This window comes from Pseudomonas sp. P1_C12 (genome assembly GCF_056406435.1).
Window position 1 is genome coordinate 226,248 of record NZ_JBFUAE010000007.1, and the last position, 23,799, is coordinate 250,046.

Below are 23,799 nucleotides of genomic sequence, written 5' to 3' on the forward strand. Positions count from 1 at the left end.
CAGCATCAAGCTTTTACCTTCTGTAGTTGGAAAAAGACCAACCTTAACGATTATTCTCACAACGCAGCCGGGGGCGACAAGCCGCTCATCTGTAGTTTTACTACTCGTATATACATTAGACGGGCTGAAATGCCGGAAGATTTGTAGTAAAACTACACGCCGCCGGAACAACCTGTCGGCAATCCAAGAATTCATAACGTCTGCCCACAAGGCCAGTCGCTAACTCAGGCAACCGATTCTGGTAGCCTTTCCGCCCTGGAGCAAGCCATGCAAGACCTCGATCCCGTCGAAACCCAGGAATGGCTGGACGCCCTGGAATCGGTTCTCGACAAAGAAGGCGAAGACCGTGCTCACTATCTGATGACCCGTATGGGTGAACTCGCGACCCGCAGCGGTTCGCAGTTGCCTTACGCCATCACCACACCTTACCGCAACACGATCCCCGTTACCCACGAAGCACGCATGCCTGGCGACCTGTTCATGGAACGCCGCATTCGCTCGCTGGTACGCTGGAACGCGATGGCCATGGTAATGCGTACAAACCTGAAAGATTCTGACCTCGGCGGTCACATCTCCAGCTTCGCTTCCAGTGCGACCCTGTATGACATCGGCTTCAACTACTTCTTCCAGGCCCCGAGCGACGAACACGGCGGCGACCTGATCTACTTCCAGGGCCACACCTCGCCAGGCGTTTACGCCCGCGCATTCATGGAAGGCCGCATCACCGAAGACCAGATGAACAACTTCCGCCAGGAAGTCGACGGTCAGGGCCTGTCGTCCTACCCGCACCCTTGGCTGATGCCTGACTTCTGGCAGTTCCCGACCGTATCCATGGGTCTGGGGCCGATCCAGGCGATCTACCAGGCACGCTTCATGAAGTACCTGGAACACCGTGGCTTCATTCAGCCGGGCAAACAGAAAGTCTGGTGCTTCCTGGGCGACGGCGAGTGCGACGAGCCGGAATCCCTGGGTGCGATCTCCCTGGCCGGCCGCGAGAAGCTGGACAACCTGATCTTCGTCATCAACTGCAACCTGCAACGCCTCGACGGCCCGGTTCGCGGCAACGGCAAGATCATCCAGGAACTCGAAGGCGTGTTCCGCGGTGCCCAGTGGAACGTGACCAAAGTCATCTGGGGCCGTTTCTGGGACCCACTGCTGGCCAAGGATGTCGACGGCATCCTGCAACGCCGCATGGACGAAGTCATCGACGGCGAGTACCAGAACTACAAGGCCAAAGACGGCGCGTTCGTGCGTGAACACTTCTTCAACACGCCTGAACTCAAGGCAATGGTCGAAGACCTGTCCGACGACGAGATCTGGAAACTCAACCGTGGCGGCCACGACCCGTACAAGGTCTACGCGGCGTACCACGAAGCGGTCAACCACAAAGAACAACCGACCGTCATCCTGGCCAAGACCATCAAGGGTTATGGCACCGGTGCCGGCGAAGCGAAGAACACTGCGCACAACACCAAGAAAGTCGACGTCGACAGCCTGAAATTGTTCCGTGATCGTTTCGACATCCCGGTCAAGGACGATGAGCTGGAAAACCTGCCATTCTTCAAACCGCAAGAAGGCAGCGCCGAAGCCCGTTACCTGAGCGAGCGCCGTACCGCACTGGGCGGCTTCGTACCTCAGCGTCGCGCCAAGAGCTTCAACATCCCGACTCCGCCACTGGACACCCTCAAGGCGATCCTGGACGGCTCGGGCGACCGCGAAATCTCCACCACCATGGCCTTCGTGCGGATCCTCGCGCAACTGGTCAAGGACAAGGAAATCGGTCCGCGCATCGTGCCGATTATCCCGGACGAAGCCCGTACCTTCGGTATGGAAGGCATGTTCCGTCAGCTGGGCATCTACTCCTCCGTCGGCCAGCTCTACGAGCCAGTCGATAAAGACCAGGTGATGTTCTACAAGGAAGACCAGAAGGGTCAGATCCTCGAGGAAGGCATCAACGAAGCGGGCGCCATGAGCTCCTTCATCGCTGCCGGTACTTCGTACTCCAGCCACAACCAGCCGATGCTGCCGTTCTACATCTTCTACTCGATGTTCGGCTTCCAGCGTATCGGCGACCTGGCCTGGGCCGCTGGCGACAGCCGCACCCGTGGCTTCCTGATCGGCGGCACCGCCGGCCGTACCACCCTGAACGGTGAAGGCCTGCAACACGAAGACGGTCACAGCCACCTGCTGGCCGCGACCATCCCGAACTGCCGCACCTACGATCCAACCTACGGCTACGAGCTGGCGGTGATCATTCAGGACGGCATGAAGAAGATGACCGAAGAGCAACAGGACGTCTTCTACTACATCACCGTAATGAACGAGTCGTACCAGCAGCCAGCCATGCCGGCCGGTGCCGAAGAAGGCATCAAGAAAGGCATGTACCTGCTCGAAGAAGACACCCGCGAAGCGGCGCACCACGTTCAGCTGATGGGCTCCGGCACCATCCTGCGTGAAGTCCGTGAAGCAGCGAAGATCCTGCGCGAAGAGTTCAACGTCGGCGCCGACGTGTGGAGCGTTACCAGCTTCAACGAACTGCGTCGCGACGGCCTGGCCGTTGAACGCACCAACCGTCTTCACCCTGGCCAGAAGCCTAAGCTGAGCTACGTCGAAGAGTGCCTGAACGGCCGTAAAGGTCCGGTCATCGCGTCTACCGACTACATGAAACTGTTCGCCGAGCAGATCCGTCAGTGGGTACCGTCCAAGGAATTCAAAGTCCTGGGCACCGACGGTTTCGGCCGTAGCGACAGCCGCAAGAAACTGCGTCATTTCTTCGAAGTCGACCGTCATTTCGTGGTGTTGGCAGCCCTGGAAGCACTGGCTGACCGTGGCGACATCGAACCTAAAGTGGTGGCCGAGGCCATCGCCAAGTTCGGTATCAACCCGGAAAAACGCAACCCACTGGACTGCTGAGGAGAGATTCTGTGAGCGAACTCATTCGCGTACCTGACATCGGCAGCGGTGAAGGTGAAGTAATTGAACTGTTTGTGAAGGTCGGCGACCGTATCGAAGCCGATCAGAGCATCCTGACACTTGAGTCGGACAAGGCGAGCATGGAAGTGCCTGCGCCGAAGGCCGGTATCATCAAGAGCCTGAAAGTGAAGCTGGGTGATCGCCTGAAAGAAGGCGACGAACTGCTGGAGCTGGAAGTCGAAGGTGCCGCTACTGCGGCTCCTGCGGCTGCCGCTGCGCCGGCGGCCAAGGCTGAAGCCAAACCGGCTGCTGCACCTGCCGCCGCCCCTGCTCCTGCTCCTGCTGCGCCGGCTGCTGCCAGCGTTCAGCAAGTGCACGTGCCGGACATCGGTTCGTCGGGCAAGGCCCAGATCATCGAGATCCAGGTCAAGGTCGGCGACACCGTCGCGGCTGATCAGTCACTGATCACCCTGGAATCCGACAAGGCAAGCATGGAAATCCCGTCGCCTGCCGCTGGCGTGGTCAAGGCCATCAGCGTCAAGCTCAACGACGAAGTCGGCACCGGCGACCTGATCCTGGATCTGGAAGTGGCGGGTGCTGCTGCACCGGCTGCTGCTCCGGCCCAGGCTGCCGCTCCGGCACCCGCCGCTGCACCTGCACCTGCGGCAGCCCCGACTGCTCCAGTGGCCGACAGCGTTCAGGACATCCACGTTCCGGACATCGGTTCGGCGGGCAAGGCCAAGATCATCGAAGTCCTGGTCAAGGCCGGCGACACCGTTGTGGCCGACCAGTCGCTGATCACTCTGGAATCCGACAAGGCGAGCATGGAAATCCCGTCGCCAGCCGCTGGCGTGGTGGAAAGCGTTTCCATCAAGCTCGATGACGAAGTCGGTACCGGCGACCTGATCCTCAAGCTGAAAGTCAAAGGCGCCGCTCCGGCACCTGCCGCTGCGGCTCCGAGCGCACCTGCTCCAGCTGCTGCACCTGCCGCCGCCGCACCTGTTGCAGCCCCGGCCGCTGCTCCAGCCAAGCCAGGCGCCAAGGTTCACGCCGGCCCTGCCGTGCGTCAACTGGCCCGAGAATTCGGCGTCGAGCTGAGCGCCGTTGGCGCCAGCGGTCCGCACGGTCGCATCCTGAAAGAAGACGTGCAGGTTTACGTCAAAGCCATGATGCAGAAGGCCAAGGAAGCACCGGCCGCTGCTGCCGGCGCAACCGGTGGCGCGGGCATCCCGCCGATTCCGGTCGTGGACTTCAGCCGCTTCGGTGAAATCGAAGAAGTGCCGATGACCCGCCTGATGCAGGTCGGAGCCGCCAACCTGCACCGCAGCTGGCTGAACGTGCCGCACGTGACGCAATTCGACTCGGCGGATATCACCGAACTCGAAGCGTTCCGTGTTGCCCAGAAAGCCGTTGCAGAGAAGGCCGGCGTCAAGCTGACCATCCTGCCGTTGCTGCTCAAGACCTGTGCGCACCTGCTCAAGGAACTGCCGGACTTCAACAGCTCGCTGGCGCCAAGCGGCAAAGCGATCATCCGCAAGAAATACGTGAACATCGGCTTCGCCGTCGACACCCCGGATGGCCTGCTGGTACCGGTCATCAAGAACGTCGACCAGAAGAGCCTGCTGCAACTGGCCGCCGAAGCTGCTTCCCTGGCTGAAAAAGCCCGGACCAAGAAGCTCTCGTCGGATGAGATGCAAGGCGCCTGCTTCACCATTTCCAGCCTCGGCCACATTGGCGGCACCGGCTTCACGCCGATCGTCAACGCGCCGGAAGTGGCGATCCTCGGTGTTTCCAAGGCAACCATCCAGCCAGTCTGGGACGGCAAAGCCTTCCAGCCGAAACTGATGCTGCCGCTGTCGCTGTCCTACGATCACCGTGTGATCAACGGCGCCGCTGCTGCACGCTTCACCAAGCGTCTGAGCGATCTGCTGGGCGACATTCGCACCATGCTCCTGTAACACCGACCGGCCCTCCCTCACCGGAGGGCCAGTGCGTTCCACGTTTCCGAGCGCCACGCTCGTACCTCAACCCCGCCAATTTGGCGGGGCTTTTTTTGCCTGAATTTTCTGCTTAAAACGTCTTCCTACATTTGTGGCTGATATCGCCCACAACTCGAATCCATTTCTGCCAGATATTTTTTCGGGCCAAATAACTAGCCTTGACTGAAAGACTACTTATTACATCCGAAACAACCATCTATCTAATTCGTTGGCAGCCGAATGGACTCAAACATGCTTAAACCAACTGTCGGCCCGATTATTGGCCACACCACCACTAATCACGCACGTATTTTTTTGCGCGGCGAATACAATAAAAACACCTTGGTATTTGCCGGCATTCGTTATAGACGACAAGGCGAAGATCACTGGTCAAAAGGCAGCTTTACAAAACTCGAACCCGAGCACGACATGTGCGAAGTCTTTGCACTAAACAACCTGTCCGCCGACTCCGACTATGAATATCAGGCCGGGTGGTTCAGCCCGACGAGCCCGGCGCACACCGTCGACACGGTGAAGGAACTGCCGCTGCAATGGCCACGACAGACTTATCAATTGCGTACCCGCTCCAGCGAAGCCAACCTGCCAAGGGCCTACATTGTCGGCTCTTGCCGATACCTGCGCATGACCGCAGGTATCGCCTTGGCCCCTCACTTGGGCGACAGAATCTTCGCTTCAATTTCACGCCTGGTGGAGCAAGCCAGCCCTCCCGTCAGCGCGCTGGTGATGACGGGAGACCAAATCTACGTCGATGATTTGAACATCATTGCTCCTGATCGGGAACTCAAGGAAATCCTGCAAAAATATCGCGTGGCGTTTTCGCAGATAAATATCGGCAGATTAATGTCCAGCCTGCCCACTTACATGATCCTTGACGACCATGAAATAGAGGACAACTGGCCCGCCAACAAGAGCAGGTCCGATGACTACTTATATGCAAACGCAATCAGGGCCTATGAGTTGTATCAGGCCAGCCATAGCCCAGCTCATGCACTAACCAGTGATGGACTGATAAATAAACGACTGGACAAATACTGGTATCAATTTACTGAAGGTGATATCGAATGGTTTGTTACCGACAGTCGAACCCGACGCAATCTGTCGACCACTGACCGACGCATTCTCGACGCAGCCCAGGAACAGGCCTTGTGCGACTGGCTGATCCACAGTCCGGCACGGGTCAAACTCGTGGTCACCAGTGTCATGTTCTACCCCGACCGCAAACGCCTGGGTGATGACGCTTGGCAGGCCTTCCCTGAACAACGACTACGGCTGCTGGAGAGCATTCGCACACACTGCATCAAGAACGTCGTGTTCATTTCCGGTGATGTTCACGGCTCACTGACCAGTCGGCTTACCCACAGCGAGGACCCGGATTTCGAAGTCCACACCATCGTCTCGTCACCGCTGTGCAACAGCAGAATGTTGCCCTATGCCACGGCCGCCACGTTCGCCCTCGATCAGCCCCTGGTCCGCACCGCTTCCGGCGACTATTTCCATGAGCTGACCAGCAACGTGATCAGCCAGGATAACTTTGCACACCTGGTCGTCGATGCCGGGCAGCTTCAAGTGAATTATCACGATCGGGAAGGCAAGTTATTGCAGTCCATTGGCATCCGGTTTCGCTGATCCGGAAACAGATCGTAGCCATTTGCAACACGTGCAAAACTGCGACTTTTCGGCGAACAGCATTACTTTTTGCCACCGACTGAAGAAATCCCGTCGCCTGCCGACATATTCTTATAGCACTTGGCCTTCATCTCTCTTGTCAGTCGGTGTCGCAATGATGCAACCTTGCCGCAGGCAACAGTCAAGAGGGCGAGAGCCCAGCGCGTTCAGCATATTCGAAGCGAGTTTCCCTCCATGAAAAGCCAACCCGATGCCGCCAGCCGTATGGTGGCCGAGGTAGTGACGCAGTTGCCTGTGCCCTCGCGGCTCGGCATGCTGCGTTTCGAACGGCTTAATGAACCCAGCTGGGCGCTGCTGTTTCTTGATCCCAATTGCGAACGCCAGTTCGGCCTGCCGGCCGTGGAGCTGTGTGCGCTGGTGGGCTCGCCCTACGCCAGCCTGATGGAGCCGCAAGCGCGCTATCAACTGCACGACGCGGTCCAGCAACAGCTGACTGAAAGCACGCATTACCTGATCCGCTACACCCTGCACACCGCCTCAGGCTCCCTGAATCTGCTGGAACTGGGCGAAGCCTACAAACAACACAACCGCCACCTGTTGCGCGGCTATCTGCTGGTCATCGACGGTCTGTTCGAGGATGACCCGCTGCAACCGGCCCTGGATCTGGAAACCCAGAACTCGCGCCTGCAAATCGCCCTGGAACTCAATCAGCGTGCCCAGCAGGAGCAACTGCTACATCTGGACCGGGTGCGTGCCCAGCAGGACCTGATCCTGCTGCTGACCCGGCAACGCTACAGCAGCAACAATTCCCTGCAAGAAGCTGCCGAACTGATCACCCGCAGCGCCTGCGACATTTACGAAATCGACTGCGCCAGCCTGTGGCACCTCGAAGGCTCGATGCTGGTGCCGATCTCGGCCTACCACCGCACGAACCAGGAATACCTGCTGCCGCAACCGATCGACGTCAGCGTATTCCCCGATTACCTCGACGCCTTGCACACCGGCCGCGCCATCGACGCCCATAACGCCATGCGCGACCCGCGTACCCGGGAGATGGCCGAGAGCCTGCGCCCGCGCGACGTTAACGCAATGCTCGACGCCAGTATCCGCGTCGATGGCCAAGTGGTCGGCGTGCTGTGCCTGGAGCAGACCGGTGCGACCCGTGCCTGGCAACAGGACGAAATCGCTTTTGCTGGCGAACTGGCGGACCAGTTTGCCCAGGTCATCAGTAACCACAATCGTCGAACCGCCACCAGCGCCCTGCACCTGTTTCAGCGTGCGGTCGAGCAAAGTGCCAACGCCTTTCTGCTGGTCAACTGCGACGGCGTGGTGGAATACGTCAACCCGAGCTTCACCGCGATCACCCAATATTCCACCGAAGAAGTGCACGGTCAGCGCCTGTCGGAACTGCCGGCCCTGGAGAACCTCAGTGAACTGCTGTTCGACGCACCTTCGGCGTTGGCCAAGAGCAACAGTTGGCAAGGCGAATTCAAGAGTCGCCGGAAAAACCTCGAACCCTACTGGGGCCAGTTGTCGATCTCCAAGGTTTACGGCGACAACCGCGAGTTGACCCACTACATCGGCATATACGAAGACATCACCCAGACCAAGCTTGCTCAGCAACGCATCGAGCGCCTGGCCTACACCGACAACCTGACAAACCTCGGCAACCGCCCGGCGTTCATCCGCAACCTCGATGAACGCTTTGCCCGGGACAGCGATGCGCCGATCAGCCTGTTGCTGGTGGACATCGACAACTTCAAGCGGATCAACGACAGCCTCGGCCACCAGACCGGCGACAAACTGCTGATCAGCCTCGCCCGGCGCCTGCGCAACAGCCTGGTTCCGAGCGGCAGCCTGGCGCGATTCGCCAGTAATGAATTCGCCGTGCTGCTGGACAACACTGACCTGTCGACGGGCCAGCAAGTGGCCAACCAATTGCTGGCGACCCTCGACAAACCGATGTTCGTCGACAACCAGTTGATCAGCGTCACCGGCTCCGTGGGCCTGGCCTGCGCGCCGCTGCACGGGCGCGACCCGCAAACCCTGATGCGCAATGCCGGGTTGGCGCTGCACAAGGCCAAGGCCAACGGCAAACACCAGGTGCAAGTGTTCACCGAAGCGCTCAACGCCGAGGCCAGCTACAAGCTGTTCGTCGAGAACAACCTGCGCCGAGCCCTGACCCAGAACGAGCTCGACGTGTTCTATCAGCCCAAGCTGTGCCTGCGCAGCGGTCGCCTGCTGGGCATGGAAGCACTGCTGCGCTGGGACCATCCGGAAAAGGGCATGATCCGCCCGGATCAGTTCATCAGCGTCGCCGAAGAAACCGGACTGATCATTCCGATCGGCAAATGGATCGCCCGCCAGGCATGCCGCATGAGCAAAGCGCTGACCGCCGCCGGCCTGGGCAACCTGCAAGTGGCGATCAACCTGTCGCCCAAGCAGTTTTCCGATCCGGACCTGGTGGCCTCCATTGCCAACATCCTCAAGGAAGAAGCCCTCCCCGCTCATTTGCTGGAGCTGGAGCTGACCGAAGGCCTGCTGCTGGAAGCCACCGAAGACACCCACTTGCAACTCGACCAACTCAAGCGCCTGGGCCTGACCCTGGCCATGGACGACTTCGGCACCGGTTACTCGTCGCTCAGTTACTTGAAAAAATTCCCCATCGACATCATCAAGATCGACCGAAGCTTCATCCACGAAATCCCGGACAACCAGGACGACATGGAAATCACCTCCGCGGTGATCGCCATGGCGCACAACCTGAAACTCAAGGTCGTGGCTGAAGGCATCGAAACCGCCGAACAGTTGTCGTTCCTGCGCCGTCACCGCTGCGACGTCGGCCAGGGCTACCTGTTCGATCGTCCGATCCCGGGCAATGAGCTGATCGAAAAGCTCAAGCGCTACCCGCGTGGTCCAATCGCCTGACAGACACAGAACCTGCTCGCGAAGGGGCCATCGAAATCGCTACAAAATCCATTCCTTACCACTTTCCTTGAGCTGCATCAAAAGACCGATTCGTTAGGCACCTTACCATTGGACATCGAACATTTTTAACGTCCTCTGGAGCCCTCATGAACAAGTCCATGCTCAGCGCTTCGCTGGTTGCCTTCGCGCTCGCAGCCCCGCTCGCCCAAGCCCACGAGGCCGGTGACATCATCCTTCGGGCGGGCGCCATCACCGTTAACCCGAAAGCCGACAGTTCCAGCGTGAAGGTCGATCAGGGTCCGTTGGCCGGTACCAATCTGGGCGGCAAGGCGACCATGGACAGCGACACGCAGCTGGGCCTGAACTTCGCCTACATGCTCACCAACAATTGGGGAATCGAACTGCTTGCCGCCACTCCGTTCGAGCATGACGTGAATCTCAAAGGTACCGCCCTGCCTGCTGCCAACGGCAAACTCGGTTCCCTGAAACACCTGCCGCCAACCCTGAGCGTGGTCTACTACCCGCTGGATTCGAAGTCGGCCTTCCAGCCCTATGTCGGCGGCGGCATCAACTACACCTGGATCTACGACGAAAGCCTCAGCAGCGAAGCCAAGTCCGCCGGTTTCAGTAACTTCAATGCGAAGAACTCCTGGGGTCTGGCCTGGCAGGTCGGTGCCGACTACATGCTGACCGACCATGTCATGCTCAACGCCCAGGTGCGCTACATCGACATCGATACCCGCGCCACAGTGGAAAACAACGCCATTGCCCCGGGCACCCGCGCCAAGGTCAACATCGACGTCGATCCGTTTGTGTACATGGTTGGCCTGGGTTACAAGTTCTAAGCGACATCGCTGGAAGAATGTTCACGTGGTGGTGAACCAGGCCGTTGTGGCGAGGGAGCTTGCTCCCTCGCCACAGGGATTGCATCCGCTTTAACGCAAATTCCGGCCGTGAAAAAGGCGCCTGTAAAAAGGCGCCTTTTTCATGTCCGCAGGGCAGCGATTTATCGCCCGAGCAACCGCGCCAGCCCCACACGCATCGGTGTCTGCTCTGTGGTAGTGAAGCGCTCCAACAGACGCTGGTTGTTCGCCCGGGAGTGACGAATGTCACCGGAGCGCGCCGGGCCGTAGCTCACCGGAGGCAACTTGCCGACCACGGCTTCCAGCGCTTCGAGCATTTGCTTGAGGGTCGTCGCCTGGTTCCAGCCGACGTTGACCGCACCGACTTCGACCTGAGGTTTCTCGATGGCCTGCACCAGCAAGTCGACCAGGTCTTCGACGTAGACAAAATCCCGGGTCTGCTCGCCATCGCCGAACACGGTGATCGGCAAGCCCTTTAGTGCGCGCTCGCTGAAAATACTGATCACCCCGGAGTACGGCGAGGACGGATCCTGACGCGGGCCGAAGATGTTGAAGAAGCGGAAAATCACCGGCTCCAGCCCATGCAGGCGGCGGTAGAAATCGAAGTAATGCTCGCTGGCCAGTTTGTCCACCGCATAAGGCGTCAACGGCGCCTTGGGCGTGTCTTCGTCGATCGACTCACCTTCGCCATTGTTGCCATACACTGCCGCGCTGGAGGCGAACAGCACGCGTTTGACCCCGGTCTGGCGCATGGCTTCGCAGACGTTCAACGTACCGATGAAGTTGCTTTGGTGCGTGCGCACCGGATCGTCCACCGAGGCCTGCACCGAAGCCACGGCGGCCAGGTGCGCCACGGCGCTGCATCCAGCCATCACCTGGGCAACCAAAGCCGCATCGGCCACGTCGCCGACGATCAGTTCGACCCTGGGATTATCCAGCGGCAGATTGCTGCGCTTGCCGGTGGACAGGTCATCGAGAATCCGCACTGCATGGCCCTTGGCAAGTAGGGCGTCAGTCAGGTGTGAACCAATGAAACCGGCACCACCGGTGATCAAAACGGGACCGTCAGCCATGGCGATAGAACCTGTCCAGTAGGCCGGGAAGCGCCGCACGCCAGGCGCGCGGCTTGATCCCGAAGGTGTGCAGAATTTTCTTGCAGGCCAATACCGCGTGTTGCGGTTCTTCGGCAGCATCCGGACGCGCGGCGTGAGCCTGAGCGGTCGGGGCCTCAATGGCCAGCGGATGCAGGCTGCGGGCTTCGGTCAGAATCGCCTGTCCCAGCGCCAGCGGCGTGGTCGCCTCATGCCCGGCGTAGTGGTAGGTGCCCCACAGCGGCGCGGCGCAATCGAGTTGCTTGAGCACAGAAATGATCACCCGGGCAGCATCGTCGACCGGCGTCGGATTGCCGCGTCGGTCGTCGGCCATCAGCAGTTCTTCGGGTTGTTCGGCACGGGCGAGGAAGCGGCCAAGGGTGCCATCCGGACTGTCGTCCAGCAGCCAGCCGAAACGCAACAGCACGTGTTGCGGGCAGGTGGCGCGAACGCTTTGTTCGATCCGCCACAACGCCTGACCGCGCAAGCCCAGTGGAACGGGTTCGTCTTTTTCGCTGTAGGCCGTGGCACGGGAGCCGTCGAACACTCGATAGCTCGAAGGTTGCAGTAGAACGATGTTGTGGTGCTGGCACAGTTCCGCCAGACGCTCGATCGCACGCTCCTGGCCGGCCAGACGCTGTTCGCTCACTGCCTCCGCCTGAAACCAGTCGAAGTAGTAGGCAAGGTTGATCAATGCATCGGGACGGGTGTCGTCGAGCAGTTGTGTCAGGCTCGCGGCATCCCAGCCGTCTTCGGGCGGGCGGGGGGCGAGGAAACCGATGTCTTCCTCCGCACCGAGGCGAATCAGCGCCTGCCCAAGGGCATTTCCGCCGCCCAGTAACATAAGGCGCATTCGCATAGAGTCAGCAGGCCCAGTCTGATTGAAACAATGGCGTTATCGACACCGCGCCCAGGCGATGTCGTTGGTAATTGCCGGAATCCTTGCATTTTGCGGGTTTAGTGCGCAACCGTCACCCGTAAAGTGTAGATGTCTGACTTTTGCGGTGCCTGGACTGGCCTCATCGCGAGCAAGCTCGCTCCCACATTGGATTTATGTGAACCGAAGATCCACTGTAGGAGCGAGCCTGCTCGCGATGAGGCCCTGGAAGGCGGTGAAGATCTTGAGTGGTACTTGCATCTTCGGCCACCCACCCGCATAACTTGCTGCATGAACCTGCCCATTCCTGCAGACAGTGCCCTGAGCGGCTTTCATCCCGCAGTCAGCGCCTGGTTCAGTCACACATTCGCAGCGGTCACCGCCGCCCAGGCCCGGGCGTGGCCGTCGATCCGCCAGCGCCGTTCGACCCTGGTCGCCGCGCCCACCGGCTCCGGCAAGACCCTCACCGCCTTTCTCGCCGTCATCGACGACCTGGTGCACCGTGGCCTGGAAAGCCCCGAAGGCTTGCCCGACGCCACCCTGGTGGTCTACGTCTCGCCGCTCAAGGCGCTGTCCAACGACATCCAGATCAACCTGCAAAACCCGCTGGCCGGCATTACCGAACAATTGCGCGTGATGGGCCTGCCCGAATTGCAGATCACCACCGCCGTGCGCACCGGCGACACACCGCAAAAAGACCGCTCGGCGATGCGCAAGACAGCGCCGCATATTCTGGTGACCACACCGGAGTCCCTGTACGTGCTGCTCGGTTCCGATTCCGGTCGGCAGATGCTTGGCACGACACAAACGGTGATCATCGACGAGATCCACGCCATGGCCGCCAGCAAACGCGGCAGTCATCTGACCCTGAGCCTCGAACGCCTGCAAGCACTCTGCGCTGAGCCGTTGCTGCGCATCGGTCTGTCAGCCACGCAAAAACCCGTCGAAGCCGTCTCGCGCTTCCTGGTGGGTCGCGACCGCCCGTGCGAGATCGTCGACATCGGCCACGCCCGCCCCCGCGATCTGGATATCGAAGTGCCGCCCGTGCCGCTATCGGCGGTGATGGCCAACGATGTCTGGGAATTGGTATACGACCGCCTCGCCGCCCTCGCCCGGGAACACCGGACGACGCTGATTTTCGTCAACACCCGGCGCCTGGCCGAACGCCTCAGCCGGCACCTGAGCGAGCGCCTGGGCAAGGATGCCGTGGCGGCCCACCACGGCAGCCTGGCCAAGGAATTTCGCCTGGACGCCGAACAGCGTCTCAAGCGCGGCGACCTGCAAGTGCTGATCGCCACGGCATCGCTGGAACTGGGGATCGACATCGGCGACGTCGACCTGGTGTGCCAGATCGCCTCGCCGCGTTCGATTGCCGGGTTTCTGCAGCGGGTCGGCCGTTCAGGGCACCAGGTCGGCGGCACGCCCAAGGGCCGTTTGTTTGCCACCACCCGCGACGACCTGATCGAATGCGCCGCGCTGCTCGACTGCGTGCGCCGGGGAGAACTGGATACCTTGCTGATCCCGCAAGCGCCGCTGGACGTGCTGGCGCAGCAGATCATCGCCGAGGTCAGTTGCCAGGAGTGGCCGGAGCAGGCGTTGCTGGAGATGCTGCGTCGCGCCTCGCCCTACGCCGCACTCGACGACAAACACTACCAGGCGCTGCTGCACATGCTCGCCGAGGGCTACAACAGGCGTCAGAGCGTCCGCAGTGCCTACCTGCACCGCGACGCCGTGAGCCGCACCCTGCGCGGTCGCCGTGGCGCAAAACTGACAGCGGTGACCAGTGGCGGGACCATTCCGGACAACGCCGACTACAGCGTGCTGCTGGAGCCTCAAGGGCTGAACATCGGCAGCGTCAACGAAGACTTCGCGGTGGAAAGCATCGCCGGGGATGTCTTCCAGTTGGGCAATACGTCCTATCGGATCCTGCGCGTGGAAACCGGCAAGGTGCGGGTCGAGGATGCCCAAGGCCAGCCGCCGACCATTCCGTTCTGGCTCGGTGAAGCACCGGGGCGCAGCGCCGAACTGTCCGCGGCGGTGGCGCGCTTGCAGGCACAACTCGACGACCTGCTGGGGGCTGCGCCAGGCAACTTGCAGCCAGCGCTCGACTGGCTGACCGAGACCTTGGGCTTGAACCTCGCCAGCGCTGATCAACTGGTGGACTACCTGGCCCGTGCGCGACAGGCGTTGGGGGCCCTGCCATCCCAAGACACGCTACTGATGGAACGTTTTTTCGACGAGTCCGGCGGCACGCAACTGGTCATTCACACGCCGTTCGGCAGCCGCATCAACCGCGCCTGGGGCCTGGCCCTGCGCAAGCGTTTCTGTCGCACCTTCAACTTCGAATTGCAGGCCGCCGCCAGCGAAGACGCCATCGTGCTGTCGCTGTCCACCAGCCACAGTTTTGAACTGGACGACGTCTGGCGTTACATGCACAGCAACAGTGCCGAACACATCCTGATCCAGGCCGTGCTCGACGCGCCGCTGTTCGGTGTGCGCTGGCGCTGGAACGCCGGGGTGGCCCTGGCGCTGCCGCGCTACAGCGGCGGGCGCAAAGTCCCGCCGCAGATCCAGCGAATGAAAAGCGAAGACCTGATCGCCAGCGTGTTTCCCGACCAGATCGCCTGCGTGGAAAACCTCGCCGGCGAACGGGAGATTCCCGACCATCCGCTGGTGGAGCAAACCCTCGACGATTGCCTGCACGAAGCCATGGACACTGAAGGTTGGCTGGCACTTTTGCGGCGCATGGAACGCGGCGACATTCGCCTGATCAGCCGCGATTTGCCGGCACCTTCGCCACTGGCGGCGGAGATTCTCAGCGCCCGGCCCTATACCTTTCTCGACGATGCGCCACTGGAAGAACGCCGCACCCAAGCCGTACTCAACCGCCGCTGGAGCGACCCACAATCCACCGACGATCTCGGCGCGCTGGACGCCGAAGCGATTGCCGCCGTGCGCGACGAAGCCTGGCCGACGCCCTCCGGTATCGATGAAATGCACGAGGCCTTGATGAGCCTGGCGTGCATCACCGATACCGAAGCCGACGCCAATCCACAGTGGCTCGATTGGCTCACGACCCTGGCCGACAGCGGACGCGCGAGCCGTTTGCAGATCAACGCCGGGCAATCGTTGTGGCTGGCACTGGAGCGCCTGACCTGCCTGCGGGCGATTTATCCACAGGCCGATTTGACGCCATCGCTGCAAGCGCTGCCGGACTTCGACGAGGTCTGGGAACCCGACGACGCCATCCTCGAACTGATCCGCGTGCGGCTCAGTGCCTTCGGACCTCTTGCGCTCGATCGCATTGCCGAACCGCTCGGCTTGCCCGCTACGCAAGTGAATCAAGCCCTGGCGCAACTGGAGCGCGAAGGCTACGTGCTGCGCGGTCGCTTCACCCCGGGCACCGCTGAGGAAGAATGGTGCGAGCGGCATTTGCTGGCGCGGATTCATCGCTACACGGTCAAGCGCCTGCGCCGGGAAATCGAACCAGTGGCGTTGCAGGATTTCATGCGATTCCTGTTCGACTGGCAGCATGTGTCGGCCGCGAGCCAGGGCCGGGGCGCGGCGGTTTTGCCAGCCGTCGTTGCGCAGTTCGAAGGCTACCCCGCCGCCGCTTCAGCCTGGGACAGCGACATCCTGCCGGCGCGGATCAAGGACTACTCGGCGACTTGGCTCGATGATCTGTGCCGCAGCGGCAGACTGGTGTGGACGCGCCTGACTGCGCACAACAAAAGCGCCAGCACCGCCCTGCGCAGCACGCCGATCGTGTTGCTGCCGCGCAACCGGGTCGGACTCTGGAGCGGCTTGACCGAACAGACGCCGGTCAGCGAACTGTCGCCGAAAACGCAAAAGGTCCACGCCGCCCTCAGCCAGCATGGCGCGCTGTTTTTCGATGAGCTGATCCATGAGGCCCACCTGCTGCGTTCGGAGCTGGAGATCGCCCTGCAGGAACTGGTGGGCGCGGGGTTGGTGAATGCCGACAGCTTCGCCGGATTGCGCGCACTGATCACCCCGGTCAGCAAGCGCCAGCCGCGCAACAGTCGGCGTGGGCGCGGGGCATTTATCGGTGGCATGGACGACGCCGGGCGCTGGGCCCTGTTGCGACGCGAACCTGCCGCGCCGGTGGTGGAAAACCAGCGGACGCCTGCCGAAACCCTTGAACACATCGCCATGACCTTGCTGCGCCGCTACGGTGTGGTGTTCTGGCGCTTGCTGGAACGTGAGGCGGACTGGTTGCCGAGCTGGCGCGAACTGCTGCGTACTTTCCATCGCCTGGAGGCTCGCGGCGAGATTCGCGGCGGGCGGTTTGTCAGTGGCCTGGCGGGCGAGCAGTTTGCGTTGCCCGAGGCGATTCCATTGCTGCGCGAAGTCCGGCGTCGGCCCCATGACGGCAGTCTGGTCGCGGTGTGCGGGGTTGATCCGTTGAACCTCGCCGGCACGCTGTTGCCCGGCGCGAAAGTCCCGGCACTGGCGAGCAATCGACTGGTGTATCGCGATGGTTTGCCGGTTGCTGCCGAGATTGCCGGCAAGCAGCAATCCTGGGTGGAACTGGATCAGCAGATGGGCGCTGAAATACATAAAAAGCTGATTCAACACAGTTATCTGTAGGAGCTGGCTTGCCAGCGAAGAGGCCTTCAGGTTCAACATTAATGTTGCCTGACCATGCGCCTTCGCTGGCAAGCCAGCTCCTACAAAGGTGTTGCTATTGAGACCGCGGCCGATCCGGCATCAGCACCGCCGAATGATCCGGCTCATGTCCTGCCTCGGGTGGTGGCTCGACTGGATGCCGCGGCACCAGCGCCTGCTGTGGATAAGTCTGCGCGAAATGCACCCACGAGCAGTTATCCACAAGCTTTTTCAAACGCTGGTTGAATGCCCGGCTCACCGCGTATTGGCCACCGGACACCGTGCGGAATTGCGCGGTCAGCACCACTCCATTGAGGTCCATCCTGTCGACACCAAACACATCCAGCGGCCCTTGCAGGTTGTAGCGCAGGAATGGGTCGTTGCTGATGGAATGCCCGGCCTCGCGGATCAGTTCAATGGCCTTGTCGACATCAGTGTCGTAGGTGAATTGCACCGAGAAAAACGCATAGGCGAATTGCCGCGATTGGTTGGTCACGGCCTTGATCTGCCCGAACGGCACCGAGTGCACGAAGCCTTTGCCGTCGCGCAAGCGCAAGGTGCGGATGGTCAGACCTTCGACCGTGCCGGCATGTCCGGAATCGAGCACCACCCAGTCGCCGATGGACAGGGTATCTTCGATGATGATGAACAGCCCGGTAATCACGTCCTGCACCAGTTGTTGGGAACCGAAACCGATCGCCAGGCCGATCACCCCGGCACCGGCCAGGAAAGGCGCGACGTTGATTCCCAGGTTGGCCATGGTGGTGATCGCGCAAATCACCACCAGGATGATTTTGATCGCGTTGCGCAGCAGCGGCAGGATGGTTTTCACCCGCGTACTCGGCTGGCGCTCCGAACGCTTGTTGGTCGGTGGCTTCAGGGCTTCCTGAATCGCCGTGTCGAGCACTACCCAGACCATCCAGGTCACCAGCAGGATCAGGCCGATGTGGCTCAGGGAATCACTGATCGCCCGGCCCACGGCATTGCTCACCGCGAATTCGAACAGCGACACGCCCCAGACCCGTCCGAGGATATCGATGAACACGATGGCCATGCCGATGCGCAGCAAGGCGTGGGACAGATTGAGAAAGCGTTCCTTGTAGGCGCTGCTGCGGCGCAGGTCCGCTTCGCTGCGGGCCTTGAACAAATGGTGCAGCGTGGTGCTGAGAAACACCGTGGCAATCAGCAACACCGTGGTGAACAAGGCGCTGCGCAGCACTCTCTGGTTGTCCGCCCCGGCGCCGATCAGGTTGATGATCGAAACCAGTACCATCAACAGAATCGGCCAATACCAGAGCCCGGAAAATATCCGCAGGGTTTCACGCAACGCCGGCTGCCTGAGGCGCTGAGCCAGCGGCAAAATACGGATCACATGGGCGACCGGGCGACGCATGCGGATCACCAGCAAGCCGAAGGAAACCGACGCTGCCAACCCGGTGAACACGGCGATGCTGCTGGTGAGATTGTTGCCCAGTTGATGGGCGATCTGCGGGCTGGTCAGGGCATCGCTCAATGCCACCAGAAAGCCGATACCGAATAACGGCCGGGGACTCTTCTCGCGAATGATCTGCACCGCCCGCCGCTTGTGGCCGGCATTGAACACCACCACCAGCGACAGCACCAATGACGCGGCAAATATCCCCGCGCTAGCGGCATAAGCCAGACACAGCGCCAGCACCCGACCCGCCGATATCGGCAAAAACTGGCTGGCATAAATCGTCAGGGGCAGGCTGACCACCGCCGGAAGGGTGTAGGGCAGCACGTAACCGAGCAACGCCTGGCCCCGTTCACGACTGAGCAGCAGACGATGCTCGCACAGGCGCCTGGCGGCCATCCGCCCAAGCAGCCAAAGACAGGCAAACACCACCGTCCACACGCAGGTCAGCAGCAGGAAATCGCCGGCGACGCTCCAGGGCGAACGCGCCGATGGCTGATTGACCAACTGATCCACTTCATCGGCCGCGAGATCGGCACGCAGGCGCCAGGCGTCGACCAGGTTCTCGTTGAGATCGAGTTTGGTCTGGACCTCGTCGATGCTTGTACTGATGGCCCCCAGTAATCCGCCTTGCACCAAGGGTTCGGGGTGCGCCAGCGGCGTCGCGGTGGCCGGCAGCCCCGGTATCGCGGCGGCTTCCAGTTGCTCGCTGCCCAGCAACAGCAACGCGCCCAGCAGTATCGCGGTCTTGAGCCTGATCAAAGCACCCACTCCTTTGGCTGTGTGTGTGTGTAAGGAACTGATCGAGAAATGCCGGGCAAGTTCGGACATTGCCCGCAGATAGCAGGACAGCGATATTTGATCTGCACGCAAATATCAAATGTCCGTCCCTGTATTTTTCCGCACAACCCGAACCCCGACACTGCGCTCCATCGAATCAACCTCCGGAGTTGCAGCCATGCCCATTGCCCTGCTCGCGCTGACCCTCAGCGCCTTTGCCATCGGGACGACCGAGTTCGTCATCGTTGGCCTGTTACCCACCATTGGCGCCGACCTCGGCATCAGCCTGCCGTCCGCCGGCCTGCTGGTCAGCCTGTATGCCCTGGGCGTTGCCGTCGGCGCCCCGGTGCTGACCGCCCTCACCGGCAAGGTTCCACGCAAATTGCTGCTGTTGTCGCTGATGGTGCTGTTCACCCTCGGCAACCTGCTGGCCTGGCAAGCACCGGGCTACGAGTCGTTGATCCTCGCCCGGATCGTCACCGGCCTGGCCCACGGGGTGTTTTTCTCGATCGGTTCGACCATCGCCACCAGTCTAGTGCCGAAGGAAAAAGCCGCCAGCGCGATCGCCATCATGTTCACCGGCCTGACCGTGGCGCTGGTCACCGGCGTGCCGCTGGGGACATTCATCGGCCAGCATTTCGGCTGGCGTGAAACCTTCCTCGCCGTTTCGGCACTGGGCGTGATCGCCTTCATCGGCAGCCTGCTCTACGTACCGAACACTATCGCCCACACCAAACCCGCGTCGTTGTTGCAGCAATTGCAGGTGCTCAAGCAACCGCGCCTGTTGCTGGTGTATGCCATGACAGCCGTCGGCTACGGCGGTTCGTTCATCGCCTTTACCTTCCTCGCGCCGATTCTTCAGGACCTCTCCGGCTTCAGCGCCAGCACCGTCAGCCTGGTGTTGCTGGTCTACGGCATCTCCGTGGCCGTCGGCAACATCTGGGGCGGCAAACTGGCGGACCAGCGCGGCCCGATCAGCGCCCTGAAAATCATCTTCGCCCTGCTCGCCGCCGTGCTGTTCGTGCTGACCTTCACGGCCGGCAATCCTTGGCTGGCGCTGGCTACCGTGCTGGTGTGGGGCGCCGTGGCATTTGGCAATGTGCCGGGGTTGCAGGTGTATGTGGTACGTCAGGCTGAGCATCACACCCCGCAGGCGGTGGACGTGGCATCCGGCCTGAACATCGCGGCATTCAACCTCGGCATTGCCGGTGGCGCGTGGGGCGGTGGCCTGATCGTCGCCCACATGGGGTTGATTCACACCGCGTGGATCGGCGGTCTGGTGGTGTTGCTGGCGCTGGCATTGACCGCGTGGAGTGGACGTCTTGATCGCCTCGGCCCGGTCTATGCCGAACCGGCAGAAGGGACGACCCGGATAGTTGCTGGTCACTGAGGGACCCGGTGGGAGCAACTGTCTTCACCATGCCACTCGTCACCGCCATTCGGTACCGTCCGTAGCCCCATCGAAACTTTCGCCGCCGCCCCAGAGTCATCCAAGGACAGGAGCCGTCAGGCGGGAGGCGACATGACAGCGAATCACACCGATATTCCCGCACACTCAAACGCAACCGACATGCGGGTACAGGGTTCGTCCGTCACTTGTCGTTTCACGGTACTGACGGTCAACACCCATAAAGGTTTCACCGCGCTCAACCGGCGCTTCATCCTGCCGGAACTGCGTGAAGCGGTGCGCAGTGTGTCTGCCGATGTGGTGTTTTTGCAGGAAGTCCACGGCACCCACGAACAGCATCCCCGGCGCTACACCAACTGGCCGGCGATGCCGCAATACGAATTCCTTGCCGACAGCCTGTGGCCGCAGTTCGCCTATGGCCGCAATGCGGTGTATCCGGCGGGCGATCACGGCAATGCGCTGTTGTCGAAGTTCCAGATCATCCGCCACGACAACCTCGACGTATCCATCAGCGGCCACGAGAACCGCGGGCTCTTGCATTGCGTGTTGCGTTTGCCCGGCGACGGCCAGGAGGTGCATGCCATTTGCGTTCATCTGGGGCTGCGCGAAACCCATCGCACCGCGCAACTGAAGCTGCTCACCCAGCGCCTGGACGCCCTGCCCGGCGACGCCCCGGTGATTGTCGCCGGGGACTTCAACGACTGGCGCCAGCGCGCCGATGCGTTTCTCAAGCCCAGCGGTCTGCATGAAGTCTTCGCCGCGCTGCATGGCAAACCGGCGCGCAGTTTCCCCGCGCGCTTGCCGGCATTGCGCCTGGACCGCATCTACGTGCGCAACCTCAAGGCCAGCCATCCGCAAGTGCTGACCACCCGGCCCTGGTCGCATCTTTCCGACCACGCCCCGCTGTCGGTGGAAATCGAGCTATGAGCAGCCAATCGATGGAAAAAAACACGCTGGCAGACATTCCCGCCCCATCGATCCGCGAGCCGACAGCAGTCGATGTCGAATACGGCTGGCAAGGCAGCAATCGCGTCGAGTTGCTGGAAAACGGCGAGGCGTACTTTCCCCGGGTATTTGAAGCCTTGCGCCGGGCGCAAAGTGAAATACTGCTGGAAACCTTCATCCTGTTCGAGGACAAGGTTGGCAATGAGCTGCAACAGATCCTGATCGAAGCCGCTCAGCGCGGCGTACGCACCACCGTCAGCCTCGACGGCTTTGGCTGCGGCGAGCTGAGTACCGGGTTCCTCACCGCACTGACCGCGGCCGGGGTGCAACTGCAAATATTCGACCCGGCACCGAAACGCCTGGGCATCCGCACCAACTGGTTCCGGCGCCTGCACCGCAAGATTGTGGTGGTGGATGGCACCGTCGCGTTCGTCGGCGGGATCAACTTTTCCGCCGATCATCTGGTCGACTTCGGCCCCGAGGCCAAACAGGATTATTCGGTAGAAATTGAGGGTCCGGCAGTGGCCGATATCCATCACTTCGCCCTGCTGCAATGCGGTCGCCCGGTGCACGCCAAATACTGGTGGCAACGCCGTCGGCTGCGGCGTTCGGAACTCGCCTTCAGCGATCACGACGGCCAGGTGCGGCTGGTGTACCGCGACAACGGTGAACACCCGACCGACATCGAGGAGGTTTACCGCCTGGTGTTGCGCCAGGCGCAGCGCCGAGTGGTGATCGCCAACGCCTACTTCTTTCCCGGTTTCCGCTTGCTGCGCGAGATCCGCAACGCGGCCCGCCGAGGCGTGGATGTGCGGCTGATCCTGCAGGGCCAGCCAGACATGCGGGTGGCCAGGCTCGCCGCGCGCATGACCTATGACTACCTGCTCAAGTCCGGGGTGAAGATCTACGAATATTGCGACCGCCCGCTGCACGGCAAGGTCGCCTTGGTGGACGAGGACTGGAGCACCGTTGGCTCCAGCAACCTCGACCCGTTGAGCCTGTCGATGAATCTGGAAGCCAACGTGCTGATCCGCGACCAGGCCTTCAATCGTCATCTGTTCGATCGCCTGGAAGACCTCAGCGATAACCATTGCAAGGCCATGTCTCCCGACATCGCGCCACGCGGGCGTGTCTGGCACATGACCATCGGTTTTCTGGTGTTTCACTTCCTGCGGCATTTCCCGGCATGGGCCGGTTGGTTGCCGGCGCATAAACCTCGCCTGAAACCCTTCCACCCGCCAACCGGAAGCGCTGACCATGAACCGCGCTGAGACCCACCCGGCCTCTCAGGGCAAAAGCTCCGGCAAGTCCCATTGGCGTCGCTGGAAACGACCGCTGACGATGCTGTTTTTCCTGATGCTGATCGTGCTGTTCACGACGCTCGCCCAGCGCATCGAGTGGAACGAAGTGTTCGATAACCTGGCCGATTTCAAGGTGCGCACGTTGATCATTGCTTCGGGGCTGACCCTGGTGAGTTTTCTGGTGTACGCCTGCTTCGACCTGATTGGTCGCACCTACATCCGCCAGAACCTGACCTGGAAGCAGATCCTGCCCGTGGGGATCATCAGCTACGCCTTCAACCTGAATCTGAGCGCATGGGTCGGCGGCATCGCCATGCGTTACCGGTTGTATTCGCGGCTCGGGGTGAGCAAGAGCAACATCGCGAAAATCCTTGGCCTGAGCCTGGCGACCAACTGGTTCGGCTACATGATAATTGCCGGCGCCGTGTTCAGCAGCGGGCTGGTGCACATGCCACCGGGCTGGAAACTCAGCAGTAGTGCGCTGCAAGGCGTGGGGGGTTTGTTATTGCTGCTGAGCGCCGGGTACCTGGCGGCGTGCCGGTTTGCCAAACGTCGGGAGTGGGCGACTCGCGGCGTGGAAATTGATCTGCCGTCGCTGCGCATGGCGGTGCTGCAACTGACCCTCGGGGCTCTGAACTGGTCGCTGATGGCGGCGGTGATTTTCACCTTGCTGCCGAGCAAACTGGACTATCCATTGGTACTTGGCGTGTTGTTGATCAGCGCCATCGCCGGAGTCATTACCCACATCCCGGCCGGGCTCGGCGTGCTCGAGGCGGTGTTCGTGGCGCTGCTGCAACACGAGGTTTCACGGGGCAGCCTGGTGGCGGGACTGCTGGCCTATCGGGCGATTTATTTCATTTTGCCGCTGTTGATTACCGTGGTGATGTATTTGCTGGTGGAGGCCAAGGCCAAGGCGTTGCGGATCGAGAAAAAACCCAAGTGACGGGGTGGTTGTGAGGACGCTATCGCGAGCAGGCTCGCTCCCACATTGGATCTCAGGAGTTCC

At 61.2% G+C, this 23,799-nt stretch carries 13 protein-coding genes; 10 read left to right on the plus strand and 3 right to left on the minus strand.

Annotated elements, in window-relative coordinates:
* Window positions 1-267 precede the first annotated feature (267 nt).
* The 5 genes from aceE to AC1D19_RS15115 all read left to right on the plus strand — a co-directional run bounded on the left by aceE (window position 268) and on the right by AC1D19_RS15115 (window position 10,312).
* A complete protein-coding gene (gene aceE, locus AC1D19_RS15095) occupies window positions 268-2,913 on the plus strand; it encodes a pyruvate dehydrogenase (acetyl-transferring), homodimeric type (RefSeq protein WP_477753630.1) in 2,646 nt (881 codons plus the stop codon).
* An 11-nt stretch (window positions 2,914-2,924) separates the two neighbouring features.
* Window positions 2,925-4,871 (plus strand): dihydrolipoyllysine-residue acetyltransferase, encoded by a 1,947-nt coding sequence (aceF, locus tag AC1D19_RS15100; RefSeq protein WP_477763698.1) that lies wholly within the window; start codon window positions 2,925-2,927, stop codon window positions 4,869-4,871.
* Between the two features lie 273 nt (window positions 4,872-5,144).
* Complete coding sequence (locus AC1D19_RS15105) at window positions 5,145-6,539, plus strand: alkaline phosphatase D family protein (RefSeq protein WP_477753632.1); 1,395 nt, start codon at window positions 5,145-5,147, stop codon at window positions 6,537-6,539.
* Window positions 6,540-6,773: 234 nt separating this feature from the next.
* Window positions 6,774-9,467 carry a sensor domain-containing phosphodiesterase gene (locus AC1D19_RS15110; protein ID WP_477753633.1) on the plus strand — a complete coding sequence of 898 codons (2,694 nt, stop codon included), beginning with the start codon at window positions 6,774-6,776 and terminating at the stop codon, window positions 9,465-9,467.
* 146 nt (window positions 9,468-9,613) lie between these two features.
* A complete protein-coding gene (locus AC1D19_RS15115; protein WP_477753634.1) occupies window positions 9,614-10,312 on the plus strand; it encodes an OmpW/AlkL family protein in 699 nt (232 codons plus the stop codon).
* Window positions 10,313-10,473: 161 nt separating this feature from the next.
* On the opposite strand, the gene AC1D19_RS15120 is transcribed toward AC1D19_RS15115, so the two are convergent.
* Both AC1D19_RS15120 and AC1D19_RS15125 read right to left on the minus strand, forming a co-directional pair.
* The gene (locus AC1D19_RS15120) at window positions 10,474-11,403 is read right to left on the minus strand and encodes an NAD-dependent epimerase/dehydratase family protein (protein WP_477763699.1); all 930 of its coding nucleotides are present in this window, start codon (window positions 11,401-11,403) and stop codon (window positions 10,474-10,476) included.
* Window positions 11,396-12,280 carry a sugar nucleotide-binding protein gene (locus tag AC1D19_RS15125; protein ID WP_223461694.1) on the minus strand — a complete coding sequence of 295 codons (885 nt, stop codon included), beginning with the start codon at window positions 12,278-12,280 and terminating at the stop codon, window positions 11,396-11,398. The genes AC1D19_RS15120 and AC1D19_RS15125 overlap by 8 nt, the downstream gene beginning before the upstream one ends.
* 309 nt (window positions 12,281-12,589) lie before the next feature.
* Between AC1D19_RS15125 and AC1D19_RS15130 the strand changes: the two genes are divergently transcribed.
* Entirely contained in the window at window positions 12,590-16,906 is a 4,317-nt protein-coding gene (locus AC1D19_RS15130; RefSeq protein ID WP_477763700.1) for a DEAD/DEAH box helicase, read from the plus strand.
* 94 nt (window positions 16,907-17,000) lie between these two features.
* On the opposite strand, the gene AC1D19_RS15135 is transcribed toward AC1D19_RS15130, so the two are convergent.
* Window positions 17,001-19,121 carry a mechanosensitive ion channel family protein gene (locus tag AC1D19_RS15135; protein WP_477763701.1) on the minus strand — a complete coding sequence of 707 codons (2,121 nt, stop codon included), beginning with the start codon at window positions 19,119-19,121 and terminating at the stop codon, window positions 17,001-17,003.
* Between the two features lie 196 nt (window positions 19,122-19,317).
* Between AC1D19_RS15135 and AC1D19_RS15140 the strand changes: the two genes are divergently transcribed.
* From AC1D19_RS15140 to AC1D19_RS15155, 4 genes are all read left to right on the plus strand, one after another.
* Window positions 19,318-20,529, plus strand: coding sequence for an MFS transporter (locus AC1D19_RS15140; protein ID WP_477763702.1), 1,212 nt, complete (start codon window positions 19,318-19,320; stop codon window positions 20,527-20,529).
* A gap of 180 nt (window positions 20,530-20,709) precedes the next feature.
* Window positions 20,710-21,474, plus strand: a complete 765-nt coding sequence (locus tag AC1D19_RS15145; RefSeq protein ID WP_477753643.1) for an endonuclease/exonuclease/phosphatase family protein — start codon at window positions 20,710-20,712, stop codon at window positions 21,472-21,474.
* Window positions 21,471-22,763: a cardiolipin synthase ClsB gene (gene clsB, locus AC1D19_RS15150; protein ID WP_477753640.1), complete on the plus strand. Its 1,293-nt coding sequence runs from the start codon at window positions 21,471-21,473 to the stop codon at window positions 22,761-22,763. Before AC1D19_RS15145 ends, clsB begins: the two co-directional genes overlap by 4 nt.
* Window positions 22,750-23,736 carry a lysylphosphatidylglycerol synthase domain-containing protein gene (locus tag AC1D19_RS15155; protein ID WP_477753641.1) on the plus strand — a complete coding sequence of 329 codons (987 nt, stop codon included), beginning with the start codon at window positions 22,750-22,752 and terminating at the stop codon, window positions 23,734-23,736. The genes clsB and AC1D19_RS15155 overlap by 14 nt, the downstream gene beginning before the upstream one ends.
* Window positions 23,737-23,799 lie beyond the last annotated feature (63 nt).